This is a genomic window from Burkholderia sp. 4M9327F10 (assembly GCF_005503145.1).
Classification (GTDB): domain Bacteria; phylum Pseudomonadota; class Gammaproteobacteria; order Burkholderiales; family Burkholderiaceae; genus Paraburkholderia.
Genome location: NZ_SCNV01000003.1, coordinates 241,124 through 260,584, shown reverse-complemented (window position 1 = coordinate 260,584; position 19,461 = coordinate 241,124). Strand labels below are relative to the sequence as shown.

Sequence of the window (19,461 nt, the reverse complement as noted above, 5' to 3'; positions counted from 1 at the left end):
CGCCTCCGCCATATGAGCCAGAACGCCGCCACTGTCGCCCTCGTCAACCGGCTCAAATTCAAGCATCTGGCGCTGCTGGTCGCGCTCGACGACGCCCGCAACCTCCACCAGGCCGCCGACGCCGTCAACGTTGCCCAACCGAGCGCATCCCGCATGTTGGGCGATATCGAAGAGGCGTTCGGCTTCCTGCTGTTCGAGCGCAACGCGCGCGGCATGCAGCCTACGCCGCTTGGCGTCGTCACCCTTGCCTACGCCCGGCGCGCGCTGGCCGAGCTGACCCGCTTCGCCGAAGACCTCGACGTCAAGCGCAAAGGCGGACACGGCCAGTTGACGGTGGGCGCCATCATGGGCGCCGCGCCCGATCTGCTGGCCATGGCGGTCGCCGCGCTGAAAACCGAACGGCCGCTGCTGAACGTACGCATCCTCGGCGAAACCAGCGACCAGGTGGTCCAGTTGCTGCACCGCCGCGAAGTCGATCTCGCCCTCGGCCGCCTGACCAATCCTTTGCAGCACAACGATTTCAGTTTCGAGCCGCTCGCCCGTGAGACCTTGATGCTGGTGGTGCGCACCGTTCATCCGCTGGCGCAGCGCACCGCCATTACCTTGCGCGAACTGATCGACTGGCCGTGGGTTGCCCAGCCCATTACCAGTCCGGCGCGCGTGCTGTTCGAAGAAGAACTGGCCCGCGCCGGACTCGCTACCCCGGTCAATCTGACCGAATGCGCGTCGATCTTCGCTACCCTGCAATTGCTCGAAAACTACGATGCCGTGGCGATGCTGCCGGAATCCGTGGTGCGCGACCATGTGCGCGGCAAGCTGCTGGTGGCGTTGCCCGTCGAGATCGGCAAGAGCCTCGCCGGCTTCGGCATTCTCACGCGCAAGGAAGAGCCGCTCGCCGAACCGGCGCTGCATTTCATCGACTTGCTGCGTAGCGTTTCGCATAAGCTGGCCCGCGAGGCAGGCGTTCAACCGGATAGCGCGGGCAGCGGCGCGATTGAGCCTGCGGATGCCCCTCCCTTCCCCTTGCCCGCTCACTGAGTCTCGCGCATTGCCCTGTATCTGTTCGCTCACTGCAGGTTGACGAACAAACCGCCATCCACCAGCAACGCCGCACCGGTCACATAGCGCGCATAGTCCGAAGCAAGAAACACCACGCAATCCGCGACATCCTCCGGACGTCCTAACCTGCCTAACGGAATCCGCTTCTCGAAGTAGGCCTTCTTGGCTTCGTCCGCGAGGTCTTCGGCATTCAGGTCCGTGGCAATCGTGCCCGGCAGCACCGAATTGCAGCGAATCCCATACGGTCCCAACGCAATCGCGCACGACTGCATCAGCGAATGCACGCCGGCCTTGGTCGGTGTGTAATGCGTCTGCATGCCGCCGCCAACGAGTGCGCTAATCGAACTCGTAGCGACAATCGCGCCGCCCGTGCCTTGCGCCTTCATCTGCTGTGCCGCCGCCTGGGTCACGAAAAACGCGCCGTTCAGATTGACCGCCACGGTCGTCTCCAGCACCTCGGCGGGCATATCGAGAAACGCGTGGAACGGACAGATGCCCGCATTGCTCGCCAGCACGTCGACCCTGCCGAAGGCCTCCACGGTACGCCGAACCAGTTCCGCACCGGTCTCGCGTGCAGCAACGTTGCCTTCTACCGCTAGCCCACGCCGGCCAAGTGCGGCAATCTCGGCCAGGACTTCTTCAACGGCCGAGCGGCGTCCGTACGATGCGTCGTTATCGCCCCAGTAGTTGATCGCCACATCGGCGCCTTCGCGTGCGCAGGCCACGGCGATAGCCCGGCCAATGCCGCGCGATCCGCCTGTGACGATCACCACCTTGTCCTTGAGCAGCACTGGGTTCTCCTTGACCGGTCCGGCCGTTGCCATCTTTCGGTTTTGCGTCACGCACTACAGGCTCAACGCGTCCATCTCGACACACCGCTTTTAACGCGGATAAGGCCGCACCAACGCACAGTCCGGATTGAGCCGCACGCCGAAACCCGGCGTCTCCGGCACCTTCATGCGGCCATTCACGGGCACGGGTTCATCGAGCAGCAGCGGCGTGAACATGGGCACCACCTGATCCGCCTTGGGCGCCATCATCAGAAACTCCGCGAACGGCGAGTTGTGACGCGTGACGACAAAATGATAGCTGTACACCGAGGAACCGTGCGGTACCACCATCACGTTATGCGCATCGGCCAGCGCGGAAATCTTGATCAGCTCGGTCATGCCGCCGCACCAACCCACATCCGGCTGGATCAGATCGCAGCAGTTCATTTCCAGCAGCATGCGAAAGCCCCAGCGCGTCGCCTCGTGTTCGCCCGTCGAAACCATCATGCCGCGCGGTACATTGCGGCGCAGTTCGGCGTACCCCCAGTAGTCGTCCGGCGGCAGACACTCTTCCACCCATTTCAGGCCATACTCGTGCGCCGCGTGCGCGAGCTTTGTCGCATAGGGCACGTCGAGACTCATCCAGCAATCGAACATCAGCCAGAAATCGTCGCCGACGCGGCTGCGCATCTCGGCCAGGCGCTCGATATTCTTTTTGAGTCCGGCTTCGCCCTCGGCCGGCCCATGCTGCAACGGCAGCTTGCCGCCGATAAAGCCCATTTCTTTGGCAAGATCGGGGCGCGCGCCGGTTGCGTAGAACACCAGTTCGTCGCGCACCGGGCCACCCAGCAATTGATAAACAGGCTCCTTGCGAATCTTGGCGAGCAGATCCCACAAGGCCAGATCGACGCCGGAAATCGTATTCAGCACGACACCCTTGCGGCCATAGTACAGCGTGGCGAAATACATCTGATCCCACATCTTCTCGATGTCGGTGACAAGCTGGCCTTCAAGGAAACGCGCCAGATGCTTCTCAACGATAAACGCGCCGATCTCGCCGCCCGTCGTCACTGCAAAACCGACGGTGCCGTCGCTCGCCTCGATCTCGACCACCAGCGTACCGAGCACATTGATACCGAACGACTGGCGGCTCTGCCGGTACTCGGGATAGCGCGCCATTGGCGTGGAGATATGGTCGTCGATCCAGTGGCCATCGGCCTGATCGTGATAATCCGCACCGCCGCCTCGGACGATAAAGGCACGCACGTGCTTGATAGTGGGCATCGCCATAAGAAAGGCTCCGTTTTCCGTTTGTAGGGCAGTCAAGCGCGGCCGTCGATAGACTAACGGGCGCGGTGTATCAATGGCGTCATGGTCTGTGCGGCAGGCGCAGTGTCGCGGCGAAACAGCGTGCCGATCAGGAGCGCCGCCAGCAGGCTCGCCGCGCCGAGCAGCAGCAGGCCCGCCGAAGTGGACGCGAACGCGTGTTCCGCGGCGGTACGCAACGACGGCGCGATAAAGCCGCCGAGGCCGCCGAGCGAGTTGATCAGCGCAATGCTGCCTGCGGCGGCGGCGCCGGTCAGATAACGGGTGGGGAAAGTCCAGAACAGCGGCTGTGCCGCGATAAAGCCGCTCGCGGCGCAACACAGCGCGGCCAGCGCAAACAACGGGCTATGCGTCAATCCGGATGCGCAGATGCCGAGTCCGGCCAGCACCAATAGCGCCACTGCCCAGCGGCGATGGCCGCCGCTGCGGTCCGCGCGTCGCGGCACGCTCCAGGTCACAGCCAGCGCACACAGCCAGGGAAGCGCGGCGACAAGCCCCACGCGCAGGCCGACCGTCGTGCCCATCAATGCCGCAACCTGCTGCGGCAGATAGAAAATCACACCATACACGCTCATCTGGATCAGCAGATAGATCGCCGAGAGCGCCAGCACCCGCCGGTCGATCAGCGCGGCCAGCAGGTTGCGCGGGGCGTGCGCGGATGCCGTGCGGACGTCCTGATCGAGCGCCTCGCGCAAGGCGGCGCGCTCTGCGCCATCGAGCCAGCGGGCGTCTTCAGGCCGGTTGTCCAGATACCAGAACGCCCATACACCGACCGCCGCCGCCATGGAGCCTTCAATCAGAAACAGCCATTGCCAGCCCGCCAGACCCGCGGCGCCATGCAAATCGAGCAACAGGCCCGAGAGCGGACTGCCGAAGATAAACGCGAGCGGCGCGCCGAAATAGAACACCCCCACGGCCCGCGCACGCGCCGACTGGGCAAACCAGTGCGTCAGGTAATAGATCACGCCCGGAAAAAAACCGGCCTCCGCGACGCCAAGCAGAAAGCGCAGCGCATAGAAAGCGTTCGCGGTATGCGCGAGACACATGGAGGCCGACACCAGCCCCCACGTCACCATGATGCGGCACATCCATAGACGCGCGCCGACCCGGTGCAGCAGCAGATTGCTTGGCACTTCGAACAAGGCATAACCGATAAAGAACACCCCGGCGCCGAACGCAAACGCCGCGTTCGACAAGCCGGTATCGTGCTGCAGCGCCTTTTGCGCGAAGCCGATATTGGCTCGATCGAGAAACGCCAGCACATACATCAGCAGGAGAAACGGCAACAGGCGCCGCATCACCTTGCTGTTGATCGCCTCGAGGGAAGCGGGCGAAGTGGGATTCATCGACTCTCCTGTCGACCTCTCAGGTCCGTCTTATATGGCCGGTTCGGTAGTGCCCGTGCGCGGGTTACAGCGGATTCGGCGAGCCCGGCTGCGGCTCAGTAAGTCGCGCGGCCGCCGGACAGATCGAACACTGCGCCGGTGCTGAACGCACAGTCTTCCGACGACAGCCACAGGATCAGCGAGGCCGCCTCTTCCGGCAACAGGAAGCGGTTCATCGGGATCTTCGAGAGCATGTAGTCGATATGCTGCTGCGACATCGAATCGAAGATCTCGGTCTTGGCCGCCGCCGGCGTGACTGCATTGACGAGAATATTCTTCGTGGCCAGTTCCTTGCCCAGCGATTTGGTGAGGCCAATCAGACCGGCCTTCGAAGCACTGTAGTGCGACGCGTTCGGGTTGCCTTCCTTGCCGGCCACCGAGGCGATATTGACGATGCGTCCATAGCCCTGCTTGAGCATCTGCGGCACGACCGCGCGGCAGGTCAGGTAGGGGCCAATCAGGTTGACGTCGATCACCCGGCGCCAGACCTCCGGTTCCAGTTCCCAGGTGGTGCCGTTGCCGCCGGTAATGCCCGCACAGTTGATCAGCACGTCGATACTGCCGTGGGCGGCGAGAGTTTGCGTGACGGCATTCGTCACCGAAACTTCATCGGTCAGCTCGACGCTCACCGCCGACACCTTGCCCAGTTCAGCCAGTTCGCCGCGGCTGCGCTCGAGGCGCACCGCGTCGACATCCCAGAGCGCGACCGAGGCGCCTGAATTCAGCGCGCGCTGCGCCACTGCATACCCAATACCGCGCGCCCCGCCGGTAATGACGACGGCACGCCCCTCCAGATCGATTCGGTTCATCGTGTGTCTCGCTTCCGTGACACGGCTCGCACCCTGTCACGGTTATGGTTGTGTTGGTGTCAGCCAATATACGGCGCGTCTGATACCGGAACAATTCGAGTATTGGAAGGTGCGATAACAAAAGTGGATCGAAGCGGATTGTCAGATCCCAACTCCCTCAAGCCCCCGCGCTCACCCGATTGCGCCCCGCCGACTTCGCCACATAGAGTTGCGCATCGGCCTGCGCCATCAACCCGGAGACACTTCCTCCTTGCGCCGGCAAGCAGGTCGCGCAGCCGACGCTCACCGTCACCGAGCCCTGAGCGTCCGGCTCATAAAACACGCTGATCGCCTGGACCTTCTTGCGGATCTTCTCTGCGATCACCAGCGCCCCTTGCGCCGAAGTTTCCGGTAGCACCACGGCAAACTCCTCGCCGCCATAGCGGGCCACCAGATCCACCGAGCGCCGCACCACCGAGGCAATGCATTCCGCCACCGCGATCAGCACCTCGTCGCCGGCGGCATGGCCATAGGTGTCGTTAAACTTCTTGAAGTAATCGACGTCCACGAACAGCACCGACATCGCGCTGCCGTTGCGCCGCGCACGCAGCCATTCCTCGTCGAGCCGGTTGTCGAGGACGCGGCGGTTGCTCAGGCCCGTCAGCGGATCGGTGGCGGCCAGTCTCACCAGCTCCGCCTGCGCCTCCACCTTGCCCTGCAGCGTGAACGCCAGCAGCCACGACACCAGCACGAACACCGCGCCCAGCGCAAGCGTCAGACCACCCGCAAGCAGACTGCGGCGGCGCCATTCGGCAAACACGTCCTCCTCGGCCGGCGCCACCACAGCGATCAACGGCGTGGACGGCACATGCGCATAGGTAAAGATGCGCCGCACGCCATCCACCGCGGATTTCGCCACATAGGAGCCTTCCGCGCGCGAGGCCATCAACATGAATGTCGGGGACTTTGCGATGCTGCTGCCGATTGCCTCCTCGGTGTACGGTTTGCGCGCGAGCAGCGTGCCGTCGTCGAGGACGATAAATACCGAGCCCGCTTTACCCGTATTGATCTTGTCGAGCAGATGCTGGAAATATTCGATCCGGATAGCCAGTAGCGCGACGCCCGCAAAGGCGCCATCCGGGCCATTGATGCGGCGGGTCAGCCCGATCGACAGATTGCCGCCGCGCAGCCGCGAGCGAAACGGATGCGACACGAACAGGCCCACATCGGGATTGCGCTGCTGGGCAACAAAGTAATCGCGGTCGTCGAGCCGTACCGACGGGTCGAGTTCGTCCCGCTGCGAGGCGATCACGCGGCCGCCGGCATCCAGCACATAAGCCCCGCCCAGATAAGCGGCCGTGGTCGCCCGGTCGAACAGCACCGCCTGGCGCAGCTCGGTGGGCAGCTTCCAGGTCTGCGGATTCTGCGCGCCATCGACCATCGAATGCAGCGACAGATCGTAGATCTCGACATTGCGCGCGAGGTCACTGGAGACTAGCGACACCAGGTTTTCCGACGTTTCGTGTGCGTGGAGCAAAGCGTCGGCACGGCCGTCGTAAAGTGTCAGAAAGGTCAGGCTTGCCATGGCCGTTGCCACCGCCGTGCCGGCAATGCCCGCCAGAAACGGGTGGCGGCCCACGGCCTGGGTGAGTGCCGCTGCGCACCTGCGCACCGCCTTACGCCAGCGCCGACGTAGAGAAAGCACTCGACCCGTCACCGGTTCCCCTCCGTCGTGGATAAAGCGTTCGTCAGAACGGTGGGTCTGTCTGACGAACTGGAACGTACCGCCAGCGCCCGATCCGGCCTAACGCCTGCCGCCCGCCTCGCGTCGCTAGCCGCCCGTACATTGACTGTAACCGCTTCGCCGCGCCACGGGAAATCCGCGTGTGCCCGGGGCGGCGGCATAACGTCGCCTGCGTCGCTGCTTTTCCACGACAACGCCAGCAGAGGCCCCGGTTTATCGCTAAAATCTTGAGTCTGTCCTTGCGCAAACATGGAACCATGTCGACGACCGGTTCGGATTTACCCAGCCTGCTTCCGGCCATGCTGCCGCGCTTGTGGGCGTTTGCGCTACGCATTTCAGGCGACCGGCACGACGCCGAAGACCTGGTGCAGCGCGCCTGCGTGCGTGCGCTCGAACGCGCGCATCAGTTGCAGCCCGGCACATCCGCGCTGAGCTGGATGTTCGCCATCGTGCATTCCACGTGGATCAACGAGTTGCGCGCCCGCAGCCGGCGCAACCGCTCCAGCACGGAATGGGATGATGAAATGCTCGAAACCGTCGCCGATCCTGCCGCGCGCACGCCGGAGGAAAATGCCATCAATAACCAGATTGTCAATGCAGTGGCCCAGTTGCCGGAAGCGCAGCGCGTCGTGATGCTGCTCGTGGCCGTAGAAGGGCTCAGTTATGTCGAAGCGGCTCAGGTGCTCGACGTGCCGATCGGCACGGTCATGAGTCGGCTGTCGCGGGCGCGTCAAACTATCGGCGCGCTGTTCGGGGTGCGGGACAGCCGGAGAAACAAAGTTGCAGTCGCGAGTAAGGACCCGGTCTCATGAAAATGGACTCTATCCTGCTGATGGCATATGTGGACGGCGAACTGTCCGCAGAGGAATGCCAGGAGGTCGAAAAGGAGATCGCCGTGTCGCCCGATGCCGCCGAATTTGTCGCGCAGTTGCAAACGTCGCGCCTGCCTTATAAGGAAGCTTTCGCGCAACAAAAGCTGCCGCCGGTGCCGGACAGCCTGACCGAAGCCATCGCGGCGCTGGCGCGCACCCATGCGCAGCGTACCGCCACACCCGGCGCCAATGACGCTGTGCTCGAGCACGGCCCGCTCGCTCCGCCGTCGGAGCCGGTGCGCTCGCGGCTGCGTGTGGCGCCGCTGTGGCTGGCGGCGGCCTTCGTTGCCGGGGCGTTCTGCTGCAGCATCGGCCTGCGCCTTGTGCCGGGCCTCGGCGCCGGCCCCGGCGCCAACTCTTCCGCAACGGTTGCCGCGGCCAACCCGCAGGCGTCAAGCTGGATCGCAGCCGCGGCGGGCTATCAGCAGCTCTATTCGCGCGAGACCATTGCCCAGGTGCCGGTCAATGCCGAACTGTCGGCGCAAACGCTCGACGAAATTCGTCATCAGGACGGGCTCGATTTGCGAATTCCGGACCTGAGTCAGGCCGGACTGACCTTCAAGCGCGTACAGCGGCTGCGCTTTAACGACAAGCCGCTGGTGCAGATCGTCTATCTGCCGCCACAAGGTGCGCCCATTGCGCTCTGCGTGATGAAGGACGCACGGGCCGACGCGGCAATCGCCGAGCAGCGCGTCGCCAGCATGAACGTCGTGACATGGCGCCACGCCGATCTTAGCTATGCGCTGATCGGTAAGCCCGAAGGGGTCGATCTGTCGGCGCTGGCGAAAAATATCTCTTCCGACAACGTGCAGACGCTGTTCGGCGACGCCGGGATCTCGATGCTGGCGGCAAACTAGTCGCAAGGCGCGCAAGCTGCGCTAACAGATGGGGGTCTTTGCGGCCATGCCCCTGAGCGAGAAGCGAATTCGCCAGATCGCAATGCGGGCGCGTGACAGCTGGACGCACTCCCGCTGAGGTGGGATCGTGTGATCCTTGCGCCGCTCACATCGAGAAGTGTGCGCTACCAGGTCCAGCGCGCGCCGGCATTGCCGGTAATCGTGCGCTGATGCTCGCCGCCGAGATTCGTCAGGTAGCTGAACGTCGCATAGACGCTGCCGTGCTTCGTCAGTTGTGCGACCAGCCCTGCGCCGATCTGGCCGGCCGTCTGGCCGACCTGGGTGCCCAGCGTCGTCGTCCCGTCGAAGGTGGTCTGGTCATCTGCGCCGAAGGAACGCAGCACGTTCACGCGCAGGTAAGGCTTCCAGTCAATCCCGTGCGCGTCGAATGCCCATTGCAGCCGCGCCCCCAAGCGGGCGAGGAACGTGTTGCCGTTATTCCACGCCACGTTCGATATGCCGTCGTTAAATTGTTCCAGCGACAGCCATTGCCAGACCAGTTGCGCCTGCGGCTCGAGCGTCAGACCGTAGCCCAGTGGAATCGGCAGTCCGGCCTCGACCGAACCCGTGAATGCATTGCCGTCCGTCGAACCGCTCACGCCGTCGTTCGAAAGCGTCCGTACGGTCAGCGCGCTGCCCATCAGCACCGCGTCCGTGTACCAGCCACCGGGGCCCAGATGCGTCCAGTAGCCGCCAAGGTTGTACGCATTCACCTGCAAGGTGCCAACGCCCAGATCCGGCTGACCCAGTGCGAAACCGTTCACGTCGCCCACGGCGCGTGAGAAGCCGAGAAAGAATCCGTAGTGATTGCTGTGACCGCTGGGGCCGTTGTCCGCATACAGGTCCTGCCCGATCTGCATCCCCCACACCGAGCCGTCGAACGACGGTGTCACGTCGCCCTTCTGCTGCATGTCGCTGTAGCCGCCCCACGCACGCGCCCACGATGCGGGCGCCGGGCCGCTGCCGGTCAGCAGCCCCTGTTCGCCCTCGCGATCATGGAACGTATCGATCTGCAGCAGCCCCAGTTGGCGGGCGACGGCCGGCGCTTCGGCATACAACGGTACTTCCTCGCGGTAAACCGGCACCTCTGCGGCACCCGGGACCGCATCGGCAACAGCCTCGGTGATCGGTGACGGCGTGCCCTCCGCAACAACGGGCGATTCGACCGGCGCAACCGGCTGCCCCGGTTGCGACGTCTCCGCCAGCGGCTTCGAGGGCACCGTGTCGCGCAGATACCAGCTATTGCCTGTTCCCGCCGACGTGCCGCCTTTCGCGAGGTAATACGTGTAAGCACCCGCACTGACCGATCCGCCTGACAACGTGAATGCGCTCGCAGCGGTCGTCGCCCCGCTGAGCGCCTGTACCACCTGGATTCCGTCCGCGAGGGTCTGCGCACCCGGTCCGCCAGCATTCGTCACCTTCAGCGCACTCGTACCGCTGGCCGCGCCGCCATTGATCACCAACTTGTCCGACGCCGCACCGTCCCCCGCCAGATACGTATTCAGCGCGATCGTCGCGTTCTGCCCGACATAGTTGCCCGTGACCGTCAACGTATTGCCGACGCCACTCCCACCCAGTTGCACAAGCCCCGCATTCGTCAGATTGCCGTTGATCTGAAAGTTTCCGGTCGAGCCGCCCGAAAGGCTGGCGAGCGCATTCGCCACGGCAAGCGTCCCGCTGTTTGTCACGCTGCCGGTCACACTGCCATAGCCGCCAAGCGTCGCGCCCGACGCGACCGTCACCGGTCCGCCGCCGGACAGTGCCGCCGATGCACTCGTGCCGTCACCGACGATCGCCGTGCCCGCATTTACGTTCGTGCCGCCCGTATAACTGTTCGCACCATTGAGCGTCAGTGCGCCGGAGCCGAGCTTCGTCAGCGAGCCCGCGCCCGTGATGTTCTGCGCGATTGTCGAGTTGTAGCCTTGCGTGTCGATCGTGCCATTGTTCGAAGTGATCGACACCGCGCGGCTCGACGCGAGATTGAACGCGCTGCCAAACTGCAGCGTGCCACCGTTGAACGTCAAGCCACCGGACGACGCGCCGAGCGCATTGTCTGCCGCCACCAATAACGTGCCCCCGGTGATCGTCGTGCCGCCCGAATACGTGTTGCCGCCCGATGCGGACGGCGACAGGCTCAGCGTGCCGGCGCCGGTCTTCTCTACCGCGCCCGCGCCGCCGATGAGGCCTGTGTAGGCGCCTGCACTGTCCTGCTGAAAGCGCACGAGCCCGTTGTCGGTCACCGAGAGCGGCAGGTTCGATGCGTTGGCCTGCAGCGTCGCGCCGCTGTCCACTGTCGCGACAACCGATGCCGTCGTTGTGCCAAGCGTGCCTGTCAGGTCCAGCGTGCCGCTCTGCACGAGGGCTGTCGCAAACGTGCCGGTGCCGGCCCATGTCCAGGCGTCGCCTGCCATCGTCAGGCTCTGGAAGTTGACGAATGCGTTCGACGCGGTTCCCGAGCCTTGCAGGTTCACCACGTTCGTACCGGCGCCGCCGTCAGCCGTGCCGACAATCTGCGAACCGGTCTGCAGGTTTAGCGTGACGTTGCCGTTGCCGCCCTTGATTGCGGTGCCGCTGCCTCCCTGAATGAGCCCGGCGTTCGTGATCGTCGTATTGCCATTGGTCGAACGCACACCAATGCCGTTGTTGCTGATGATCTGTCCGCCCGCCTGGTTCGTGATCGTCGCCGTGAACGAACTGCCGAGGGTGTTCGACACGACCGCGTCCACACTGCCGCTGCTCGACGCGGTGCCGGTGGTCTGGACCGTGCCGCTATTGATCAGCGTGTCGTTGTTGCCTTGCATGTAGACAGCCGGGCTGTCCTTGCCGTTCGAGGTCAACGTGCCGCTGTTGTTGATCGTACCGCTGCCGCCGAGCAGCGATGCGGCGCGCGCATTGCTGCCCGATGTCGAGACCGTGCCCGTGTTGATGAGCATATTGCCTGAAGCGCCGGTGTTGCTCTGCCCCCAGGCGGCCGTCATGCCATACGAGTTGTTACCCGTGGTGGTGACCTTGCCGTTGTTGATCAGCGTGTTGTTGTTGCCGTTCGCTGCGATGCCGTCGTTGTAGGCGCCGGTTGTGGTGATCACGCCTGTCGTGCCGTTGGTGACGGTATTGCCGTTGTTCACACCGTTCAGCATGGCGCCGCGGTTGGTCACACCAGAGCCGTTGCCTGATAGCGAGAGCGTGCCGTTGTTGATAATCGAGCTCGATGTGTCGACCGAAAACGGCGTCGGATTGCTCGACAAGGCATAACTGCCTGTCGCAGTTGAATCGATGCTGATGGTGACATTGGTGCTGCCGGTCACCGCGACGACAGAAGGTATGCCCGCGCCCGAACAGGTAACGGTCGTATTGCTGGCCGGCGCCGTAGCCGAGCACGCCGCCTGAGCCCCCACCGGCATCGCGCCGGTCAGGATCGCTATCCCGCCGATGCCGAGACTCCACACGTTCCTTTGCATAGTGTCGCCCGCTTCAAATCAGGGTTGTCGATGCAGACCGGTGCGTGGTTTGGTTTATATATCTATCGTGAATACATCGCAAGAACTGGCCGAATTGGCATCTGCCATCAACGCGTAAAAGACACCGGTTAAAACGCGACCTCTCAGGCTATTCTTGTGCATCACAACATAATCAGGTTTCCGAAATAGCAAATGATCTTCGCCGATTAAACGGCAAGCGCAATAGCCTAGCTGGCAAGACATTCGAGGAAGATCGGCAGTTTAAATTACGACCCCGCTTACGCCACCGTCGATACCAGGCCATTGTGCAATGCCGTATGCAATACAGATAACGAATACCCCGGCCGGATCTTTTGAAAAGAAAGCCGGCGTCCACCCGATTGCGGCGCGCAGAAATAGCACCCGCCCCTACGCAACCAGGACAGCCTTGGCCCCTTCCCGGGACTCATACGCCATGGCCTGTTCGATCTGGTCATAACCGAACTCCATTCCCGCTCTGGTCCTGAACATTGGATCGTCGATCACGCCCTCAAGCGCCTTCAGCGCGGCAACCAGCTTCTCCTGCTCCTTCACAGTCCTGCTTTCGAAATTGCTGAACCGCCTCATGGTCAGGTTCGTCATCATGAAATGCGCAGATTGAATCGAAAGCGAGGTGGCGCCCCCCAGAACGCCGTAGAAATAGATTGTTGAATTCATCGGCAGGCCTGGATATATCCTCCCGGTCAATTCGCCGCCCACTCCGTCGAATACGGCAGTCGCCCCAAGTTCGGCGGACAGCGCGCCGAGCGTGCCGGTAAAACCTTCGTTTGTGACGATGACATGCTCTGCACCCGTCCGGCAAAGCGCCTCTCTCGCTGCCTCGCTACGCACCAGGAAAATCGCGGGCAGCTTCCTTCTGCGCGCCAGCGAAGCCAGCGCGTATCCGGTAGCCGAATTCCCGGCCGTGACAATCACCCCTTTGTGGCCCGCTTCGGCGATCTCTTCGAGAAAGGCGTAGGCCGTCATCACGTTGACGAGCGAACCGCTATAGTCCCTCGCACGAACATGATCCGGCAGGATCAAGCAACTGGTGTAAGGCACTTGCGCTGTTTCACACCACAGCCCGATACTCTCCGGGCTTCGTTTGAGCGACCGGTAGATTGCCACTTGCCGGCCCGCATATTCCGCCGGAACACCGGCTCCTACCGCGATCACCCGCCCTGATCCAGAAGCTCCCCATACGTCATACCGGCTGGTTGCCAGTGCAACACCGGCGGCTGTCGGCCGCTTCAGGAAAGTCTTGTCGCCAGGATTGATCGCCGAGGCCTCCATGTCGACCAGGACATGGCCCGGCGCGGGCTCGTTCGGGGTCGGGATGTCGCGTAGCTCCAGTTCCCGGCTCGGCGTCACACATATCGCTTTCATCAGTCAGCTCCTTCAGTCCAAGTGTCAGTGATTGCACAGCCGATAACATAAGCAACTTGATCCATTGCCGAAACGCTGCCTCTCGACATACCATCAATTCCATTCTGGAATTGATGGTGGTGGTCCATATGGATCGACTGGATGCGATTCGCCTGTTTGTGCGCCTCGTCGAATGCGGCAGTTTTTCTGCCGTGGGACGTGAGCAAGGCATCGGGCAGCCTGCGGTGAGCAAGCAGATTGGTGCGCTGGAGCGGCATCTTGGCGCCCAGCTCGTGATACGGACATCACGCCAGCTCGCGATCACGGAAGCGGGGCAAACGTTCTACGAGTCGGCAAAACAATGGGTCGACGACTTTGACGCGCTCGAGTCTTCCGTGGGCGAGCGGCAGCAGTCGCCACGCGGCGTGGTCAGGCTCAATACCGCGCCAGGGCATGGCCGGCTTTGCATTACGCCGCTACTCCCCGAGTTCTTTCGACGGTATCCGGACGTCGCGATCGAGCTATCCGTATCCGAGCGCTATGCGGACCTGGTTGGAGAAGGTATCGACCTTGCAATCCGCCATGGTCGATTGCTGGACTCCTCGCTTACCGCAAGAAAGTTGTCCGAGACCGATTTCGTGCTGGTGGCAAGCCCGGGCTATCTCGCCGCGAACGGTGTGCCGACCCGCTTCGCGGACCTGGACAAGCACACCTGCATTGCCTTTGCGAAAGATGGTGAGCGCAGCCCCTGGTCACTCCGGGTCGGGCAGAACAGCGTCTCCTACGTTCCGCGCGGTTCGCTGCTGACCGGCGATGCGGAACATATTCGCGCGGCTGTGCTTTGCGGCCTTGGCATTTCTCAGGCGCCATTCTGGCTACTGGCCGAAGAAATCCGCTCCGGCCAGGTCCAGGTGTTGCTGCCCGAGTTGCAACCTGAGACGGTGCCGATCCATCTTGTCTATGCAGCAGGCCGCCGGGTGCCGATGAGGGTCCGGGTGTTGATGGAGTATCTGGTCTCGGCATTCGAGTCGAGTGGCTCATGATCGCCTGACCGGCCGCTTATTGCTCCGCCCATTCGCGAATCGCCTCAGCGAACAGCCTGAGCGCCGTAGGTGGGTGACGGTTTGCCGGGTAATACAGGCATAGCCCTGGAAATGTCGGACTCCACTCCGGCAACAAGTGTACGAGGCGCCCGGAGTTCACATGATCCACCACCAGATGTTCCGGAACCCACGCAATGCCGATGCCATCCAGCGCGGCCTCCACCATCAGATTCAGATTGCCAAGCGTCAACTGCCCCTCTACATCCACGCTCGTGCTCTTGCCGCGATATTGCAGATCCCAGCGGTAAAGCGAACCGCTCTCGAAACGGAAGCGAATGCAGTTGTGTTGCTTCAGGTCGCGCGGGGTTTTTGGCAGCGTCCGGTCTGACAGGTACTCCGGCGACGCTACCGCTGCAAACCGCATCTCCGGGCCGAATCGAATCGCGATCATGTCGCGTGGAACGTCTTCCAGAACGCGAATACCGGCATCGAAGCCGTCCGCGACGATGTCCACAAGCCGCGTATCGACCACGAACTCGACCGAGATGTCCGGATAACGCTTAAGAAATTCCGGCAGCACGTGGCGGATCAGCAGCCTTGCCGCTGACTCCGATGCGCTGATCCGGATTGAGCCGGACGGACGGTTGCGAGCCGAGGCCGCCTCGTTCACCGCATCTTCCAGGTCCGCCATGGCCGGCCGAACCCGCAGCAGCATTTGCTCGCCCGCTTCTGTCAGCGCCACTGAGCGCGTGGTGCGGTTGAACAGGCGTACATCGAGTTTGGCTTCAAGGTTACGAATGGTGTGACTGAGCGCGGACGGCGACACGCCAAGCGACCTTGCCGCGCGGCTGAAGCTTTGCTGCTCCGCTATTTCGACGAAAGCCGTCAACTCGGGTAGACCGGTGCGCATGATTTGTGAAATTTACTCAATACATCATGAATCATATCGCGGATTGTTGAAGATACGACATCAACCTAAACTTTGCTTTGTTGCCGGCACGTCGCGTGTATCCCTACCGCGAGCCGTATTCGGGAGAAGCAAATGCAAAAGCGAACACTAGGAAACAGCGGCCTTGAAGTCTCTGCACTCGGCCTCGGCTGCATGGGCCTGAGCTACGGCTACGGTCCGGCCACGGAACAGGCGGACGGTATCAAGCTGATCCGCTCGGCGTTCGAGCAGGGTGTGACGTTCTTCGACACGGCTGAGTGCTACGGCCCGTTTCTCAACGAGGAACTGGTCGGCGAAGCACTCGCTCCGTTCCGCGATCAGGTGGTGATCGCCACCAAGTTCGGCTTTCAGGATGGCGACTCGAAGCAGCCGCTCGACAGCCGCCCCGAGCGCATCCGTGCCGTGGCAGAAGCCTCGCTTAAACGCCTGAAAACGGATCGTATCGATCTGTTCTATCAACATCGCGTCGACCCTGCCGTGCCAATCGAGGATGTGGCAGGCACGGTCGCCGAACTGATCCGGGAAGGCAAAGTCGGTCATTTCGGCTTGTCCGAGGCCGGCGCGGAAAGCATTCGCCGTGCGCATGCGGTACAGCCGGTCGCGGCGCTGCAAAGCGAATATTCGTTGTGGTGGCGCGAGCCGGAAAACACCGTGATGCCGGTGCTTGAAGAACTCGGTATCGGGTTCGTGCCGTTCAGCCCGCTCGGCAAAGGCTTTTTGACCGGCGCCATCAATGAACATACGACCTTCGACAAGAGCGATTTCCGCAACATCGTGCCGCGCTTCTCGGAAGCGAACCGGAAGGCCAACGGCAATCTGGTCGGCGTGCTGGGTGGTATCGCTCAAGGCAAGGGCGTCACGCGGGCACAGATAGCACTGGCCTGGTTGCTCGCACAAAAGCCGTGGATCGTGCCGATTCCCGGTACGACCAAGCTGCATCGTCTTGAAGAGAACCTCGGGGCCGCGGCAGTCGAGCTCTCCGACGACGATCGGCGCCAGATTGCCGATGCGCTCGCGTCGATCCAGGTGGAAGGCGACCGCTATCCGTCGTCGCTACAGGCCCGTGTCGGCCGATAACCCGGGACAGATAGGAACTCGAAGATGAAAATGCGAAAACTCGGCAATAACCTGGAAGTGTCGGCCCTGGGCCTCGGCTGCATGAGCATGAGCGCATCGTACGGGCCGCCTGCCGACAAGCAGGAGATGATCAGGCTTATCCGCAATGCCCATGAACTTGGCATCACGCTGTTCGACACGGCCGAGTCCTATGGACCGTTCGTCAACGAAGAGCTGGTTGGTGAAGCGCTGCGGCCTATCCGCGATCGCGTCGTCATCGCCACGAAATTCGGTTTCGATATCGATCCGGCTACCGGCGCTCGCCGGGGCGGCACCAATAGCCGGCCGGAACATATCAAAGCCGTGGCGGATGCCTGCCTGAAGCGCCTCGGCACCGAATATATCGACCTCTTCTATCAGCATCGTGTCGACCCCGCTGTACCGATCGAAGATGTTGCAGGCGCGGTGCAGGACCTTGTTGCCGCTGGCAAGGTCAGGCACTTCGGTCTGTCGGAAGCTGGCGTGCAGACGATCCGGCGCGCTCACAGCGTGCTGCCGGTGACGGCCGTACAGAGCGAATACTCGCTGTTCTGGCGAGGACCAGAAGCTGAACTTCTTCCGGCACTGGAAGAACTAGGCATTGGCTTCGTACCGTTCAGCCCGCTGGGGGCCGGCTTCCTGACCGGTAAGATCGACGAACACACCCAATTCGATCCAACCGATTTCCGTAATCACGTGCCGCGTTTCTCGCCCTCAGCACGTAAAGCGAATCTGGCGCTGGTCGAGGTCGTCAAGACCGTGGCCGCTCGCAAGAATGCGACGGCCGCTCAAGTGGCGCTGGCCTGGCTGCTTGCGCAAAAGCCGTGGATCGTGCCGATTCCTGGCACAACCAGGTTGCATCGCCTTGAAGAAAACCTCGGCAGTGCCGATCTCGAACTGACCGCTGACGATCTCACGGAAATCAACCATGCAGTGGCGAAGATCGAGATTCAGGGCGAGCGGCTTCCTGAAGCGGCGATGAAGATGACCGGTCTTTGAACGAACGGCTGGGCCATACGCGGTGAGACTCGCTTGCCTCAAGGTTCGCTGCGCCGATATGCACGATGCCGCAGGACTGCATTGCGCTCACCCGCGGTCATCGTGCGGCGCTTATCGTACGTCGCTTACTTCGCCGCCGCTGCGCGTTCGATCGCGGCAATATCGATCTTCTGCATGGTCATCATCGACTCCATCGCGCGCCTGGCGGCAGCGAGATCGGCGCCGTTGACAAGTTCAAGCAGGCGCCTCGGCGTGATCTGCCACGAAAAGCCCCAGCGGTCCTTGCACCAGCCGCAAGGCATTTGCGCCCCGCCATCGCCGGTAATGGCGGCCCAATAGCGGTCAGTCTCTTCCTGGCTATCAGTCAAGACCATGAAGCTGATCGCCTCATTCGCCTTGTAGTTCGGCCCGCCGTTCAGTCCCACGAAGCGCCGGCCGAGCACGGTGAACTCGACCGTCAATTCCGCACCCTGCCCAATGCCCGGTATGGGGGATACATGACCCGCATCGACATGGCTGTCGGGAAAGGTGGCGGCGTAAAACTCCGCCGCTTCGCGTGCCTGGCCTTGATCGAACCACAGGCATGTTACTAGCTCAGTCATCTCCGTCTCCTCGCAAGAATTTCCGCTAGCGAGCGGCTTCGAAGGAAGCGCTTGGGCGTCTGCACCATCATCGTTATAGCGGGTACCGCTACTGACAACATTGCGGCCACCGAGTTTCAAAGCCGCCATGCCTCGCCAGGCTCAAACCCGGCCAGTATGCAGCCTTCGTTCACGTCATCAGGCCGGGCAAGGCGGACGCCAGCGAATCGACCGCGAGACGGACCTTCAACGGCAGATGAGGTGTCTGCAGCCACAGCGCATAGGCGTCGTATAGAAATACTCGCTGATCCGGCAAGAGCAGAACCAGCGCGCCAGTCTCGATGCGCTCACGAATGAGCCAGTATGGAAGCCACGCAAGCCCCATACCGGTGGCAGCCGCGTCGGCGATTGCATCGAGGTCGTCGAGGCGCAACCGGTTAGCGGGTGTGACTTCCGCCGCAGGCTGATCCTGGCGTGGAAACAGCCACGGGCGAATCCGCCCCGAGCGCCTGTAGATGATTCCATGGTGACTGCTGAGATCCTCTATCTGCTGTGGCCGCCCGTGTCTCTCGAGATAGGATGGCGAGGCGCAGACGACCATGCGCTGACGCGCAATCCGCCGCGCAACCACCCCACCCTTGTCCTCGGGAACGCCGGTCCGAATGGCCAGATCGTAGTCGCCCTCCGCAAGGTCGGTGAAGCGATCGTTAAACGACAAATCCAGTTCCAGAGCTGGATATTGTTGCGTCAGCGCCAGCAGAACCGGAGTCACGCAACGCCGCCCGAAGTGCACGGGCATGGTCACGCGTAGCTTTCCGCGTGGCTCGGACAATTGATCGGCCGCCAGCGCATCCGCCGCGTCCGCCTCAGCGAGTACGACGCGGCAGCGCTCATAATAGGCTCGCCCGAAGTCGGTCAGGCTCTGCCGGCGCGTCGTCCGGTTGATGAGGCGCACGCCCAGCCGCTCCTCGAGAAACCGGACATGCTTGCCGATCATAGGCCCGGATAGACCGAGCGCGTCTGCTGCGGCCGCGAACGAGCCCAGATCGACGGCTCTGACAAACACGGCCATGCTGGTAAGGCGATCCATATTTGAAAACTCCCAGTTTCGAC

General features: G+C 62.6%; 16 protein-coding genes. 6 read left to right on the top strand and 10 right to left on the bottom strand.

Features of this window, described 5'->3' with window-relative positions; genetic code table 11:
- Positions 1-12 precede the first annotated feature (12 nt).
- Complete coding sequence (locus FFS45_RS05415; RefSeq protein WP_249362649.1) at positions 13-1,038, top strand: LysR family transcriptional regulator; 1,026 nt, start codon at positions 13-15, stop codon at positions 1,036-1,038.
- A gap of 29 nt (positions 1,039-1,067) precedes the next feature.
- Here the strand turns inward: FFS45_RS05415 and FFS45_RS05410 are convergent, their stop codons facing one another.
- From FFS45_RS05410 to FFS45_RS05390, 5 genes are all read right to left on the bottom strand, one after another.
- Entirely contained in the window at positions 1,068-1,850 is a 783-nt protein-coding gene (locus FFS45_RS05410) for an SDR family NAD(P)-dependent oxidoreductase (RefSeq protein ID WP_137953765.1), read from the bottom strand.
- A gap of 90 nt (positions 1,851-1,940) precedes the next feature.
- On the bottom strand, positions 1,941-3,119 hold the full coding sequence (rhmD, locus tag FFS45_RS05405; protein ID WP_137953673.1) for an L-rhamnonate dehydratase: 1,179 nt from the start codon (positions 3,117-3,119) through the stop codon (positions 1,941-1,943).
- Between the two features lie 53 nt (positions 3,120-3,172).
- Entirely contained in the window at positions 3,173-4,501 is a 1,329-nt protein-coding gene (locus tag FFS45_RS05400; RefSeq protein WP_137953672.1) for an MFS transporter, read from the bottom strand.
- Positions 4,502-4,596: 95 nt separating this feature from the next.
- Positions 4,597-5,349, bottom strand: coding sequence for an SDR family NAD(P)-dependent oxidoreductase (locus FFS45_RS05395; RefSeq protein ID WP_137953671.1), 753 nt, complete (start codon positions 5,347-5,349; stop codon positions 4,597-4,599).
- Between the two features lie 157 nt (positions 5,350-5,506).
- Positions 5,507-7,033 carry a GGDEF domain-containing protein gene (locus tag FFS45_RS05390; RefSeq protein WP_249362648.1) on the bottom strand — a complete coding sequence of 509 codons (1,527 nt, stop codon included), beginning with the start codon at positions 7,031-7,033 and terminating at the stop codon, positions 5,507-5,509.
- 296 nt (positions 7,034-7,329) lie between these two features.
- Between FFS45_RS05390 and FFS45_RS05385 the strand changes: the two genes are divergently transcribed.
- Positions 7,330-7,884 (top strand): RNA polymerase sigma factor, encoded by a 555-nt coding sequence (locus FFS45_RS05385; RefSeq protein WP_137953669.1) that lies wholly within the window; start codon positions 7,330-7,332, stop codon positions 7,882-7,884.
- Complete coding sequence (locus FFS45_RS05380; protein ID WP_137953668.1) at positions 7,881-8,801, top strand: zf-HC2 domain-containing protein; 921 nt, start codon at positions 7,881-7,883, stop codon at positions 8,799-8,801. The genes FFS45_RS05385 and FFS45_RS05380 overlap by 4 nt, the downstream gene beginning before the upstream one ends.
- A 164-nt stretch (positions 8,802-8,965) precedes the next feature.
- Here FFS45_RS05380 and FFS45_RS05375 read toward each other — a convergent pair whose 3' ends face one another.
- Both FFS45_RS05375 and FFS45_RS05370 read right to left on the bottom strand, forming a co-directional pair.
- Positions 8,966-12,298, bottom strand: a complete 3,333-nt coding sequence (locus FFS45_RS05375) for an autotransporter outer membrane beta-barrel domain-containing protein (RefSeq protein ID WP_249362646.1) — start codon at positions 12,296-12,298, stop codon at positions 8,966-8,968.
- 408 nt (positions 12,299-12,706) lie between these two features.
- Complete coding sequence (locus FFS45_RS05370; protein ID WP_249362645.1) at positions 12,707-13,687, bottom strand: Zn-dependent oxidoreductase; 981 nt, start codon at positions 13,685-13,687, stop codon at positions 12,707-12,709.
- Positions 13,688-13,830: 143 nt separating this feature from the next.
- On the opposite strand from FFS45_RS05370, the gene FFS45_RS05365 reads away from it, so the two are divergent.
- Positions 13,831-14,724 (top strand): LysR family transcriptional regulator, encoded by an 894-nt coding sequence (locus FFS45_RS05365; RefSeq protein ID WP_137953666.1) that lies wholly within the window; start codon positions 13,831-13,833, stop codon positions 14,722-14,724.
- A gap of 16 nt (positions 14,725-14,740) precedes the next feature.
- On the opposite strand, the gene FFS45_RS05360 is transcribed toward FFS45_RS05365, so the two are convergent.
- Entirely contained in the window at positions 14,741-15,637 is an 897-nt protein-coding gene (locus FFS45_RS05360) for a LysR family transcriptional regulator (protein ID WP_137953665.1), read from the bottom strand.
- A gap of 129 nt (positions 15,638-15,766) precedes the next feature.
- Between FFS45_RS05360 and FFS45_RS05355 the strand changes: the two genes are divergently transcribed.
- Positions 15,767-16,750: an aldo/keto reductase gene (locus tag FFS45_RS05355; protein ID WP_137953664.1), complete on the top strand. Its 984-nt coding sequence runs from the start codon at positions 15,767-15,769 to the stop codon at positions 16,748-16,750.
- 24 nt (positions 16,751-16,774) lie between these two features.
- Positions 16,775-17,767: an aldo/keto reductase gene (locus tag FFS45_RS05350; protein ID WP_137953663.1), complete on the top strand. Its 993-nt coding sequence runs from the start codon at positions 16,775-16,777 to the stop codon at positions 17,765-17,767.
- 125 nt (positions 17,768-17,892) lie between these two features.
- On the opposite strand, the gene FFS45_RS05345 is transcribed toward FFS45_RS05350, so the two are convergent.
- Positions 17,893-18,369, bottom strand: a complete 477-nt coding sequence (locus tag FFS45_RS05345) for a VOC family protein (protein WP_137953662.1) — start codon at positions 18,367-18,369, stop codon at positions 17,893-17,895.
- A 169-nt stretch (positions 18,370-18,538) separates the two neighbouring features.
- The gene (locus tag FFS45_RS05340) at positions 18,539-19,438 is read right to left on the bottom strand and encodes a LysR family transcriptional regulator (RefSeq protein ID WP_137953661.1); all 900 of its coding nucleotides are present in this window, start codon (positions 19,436-19,438) and stop codon (positions 18,539-18,541) included.
- Positions 19,439-19,461: the final 23 nt, after the last annotated feature.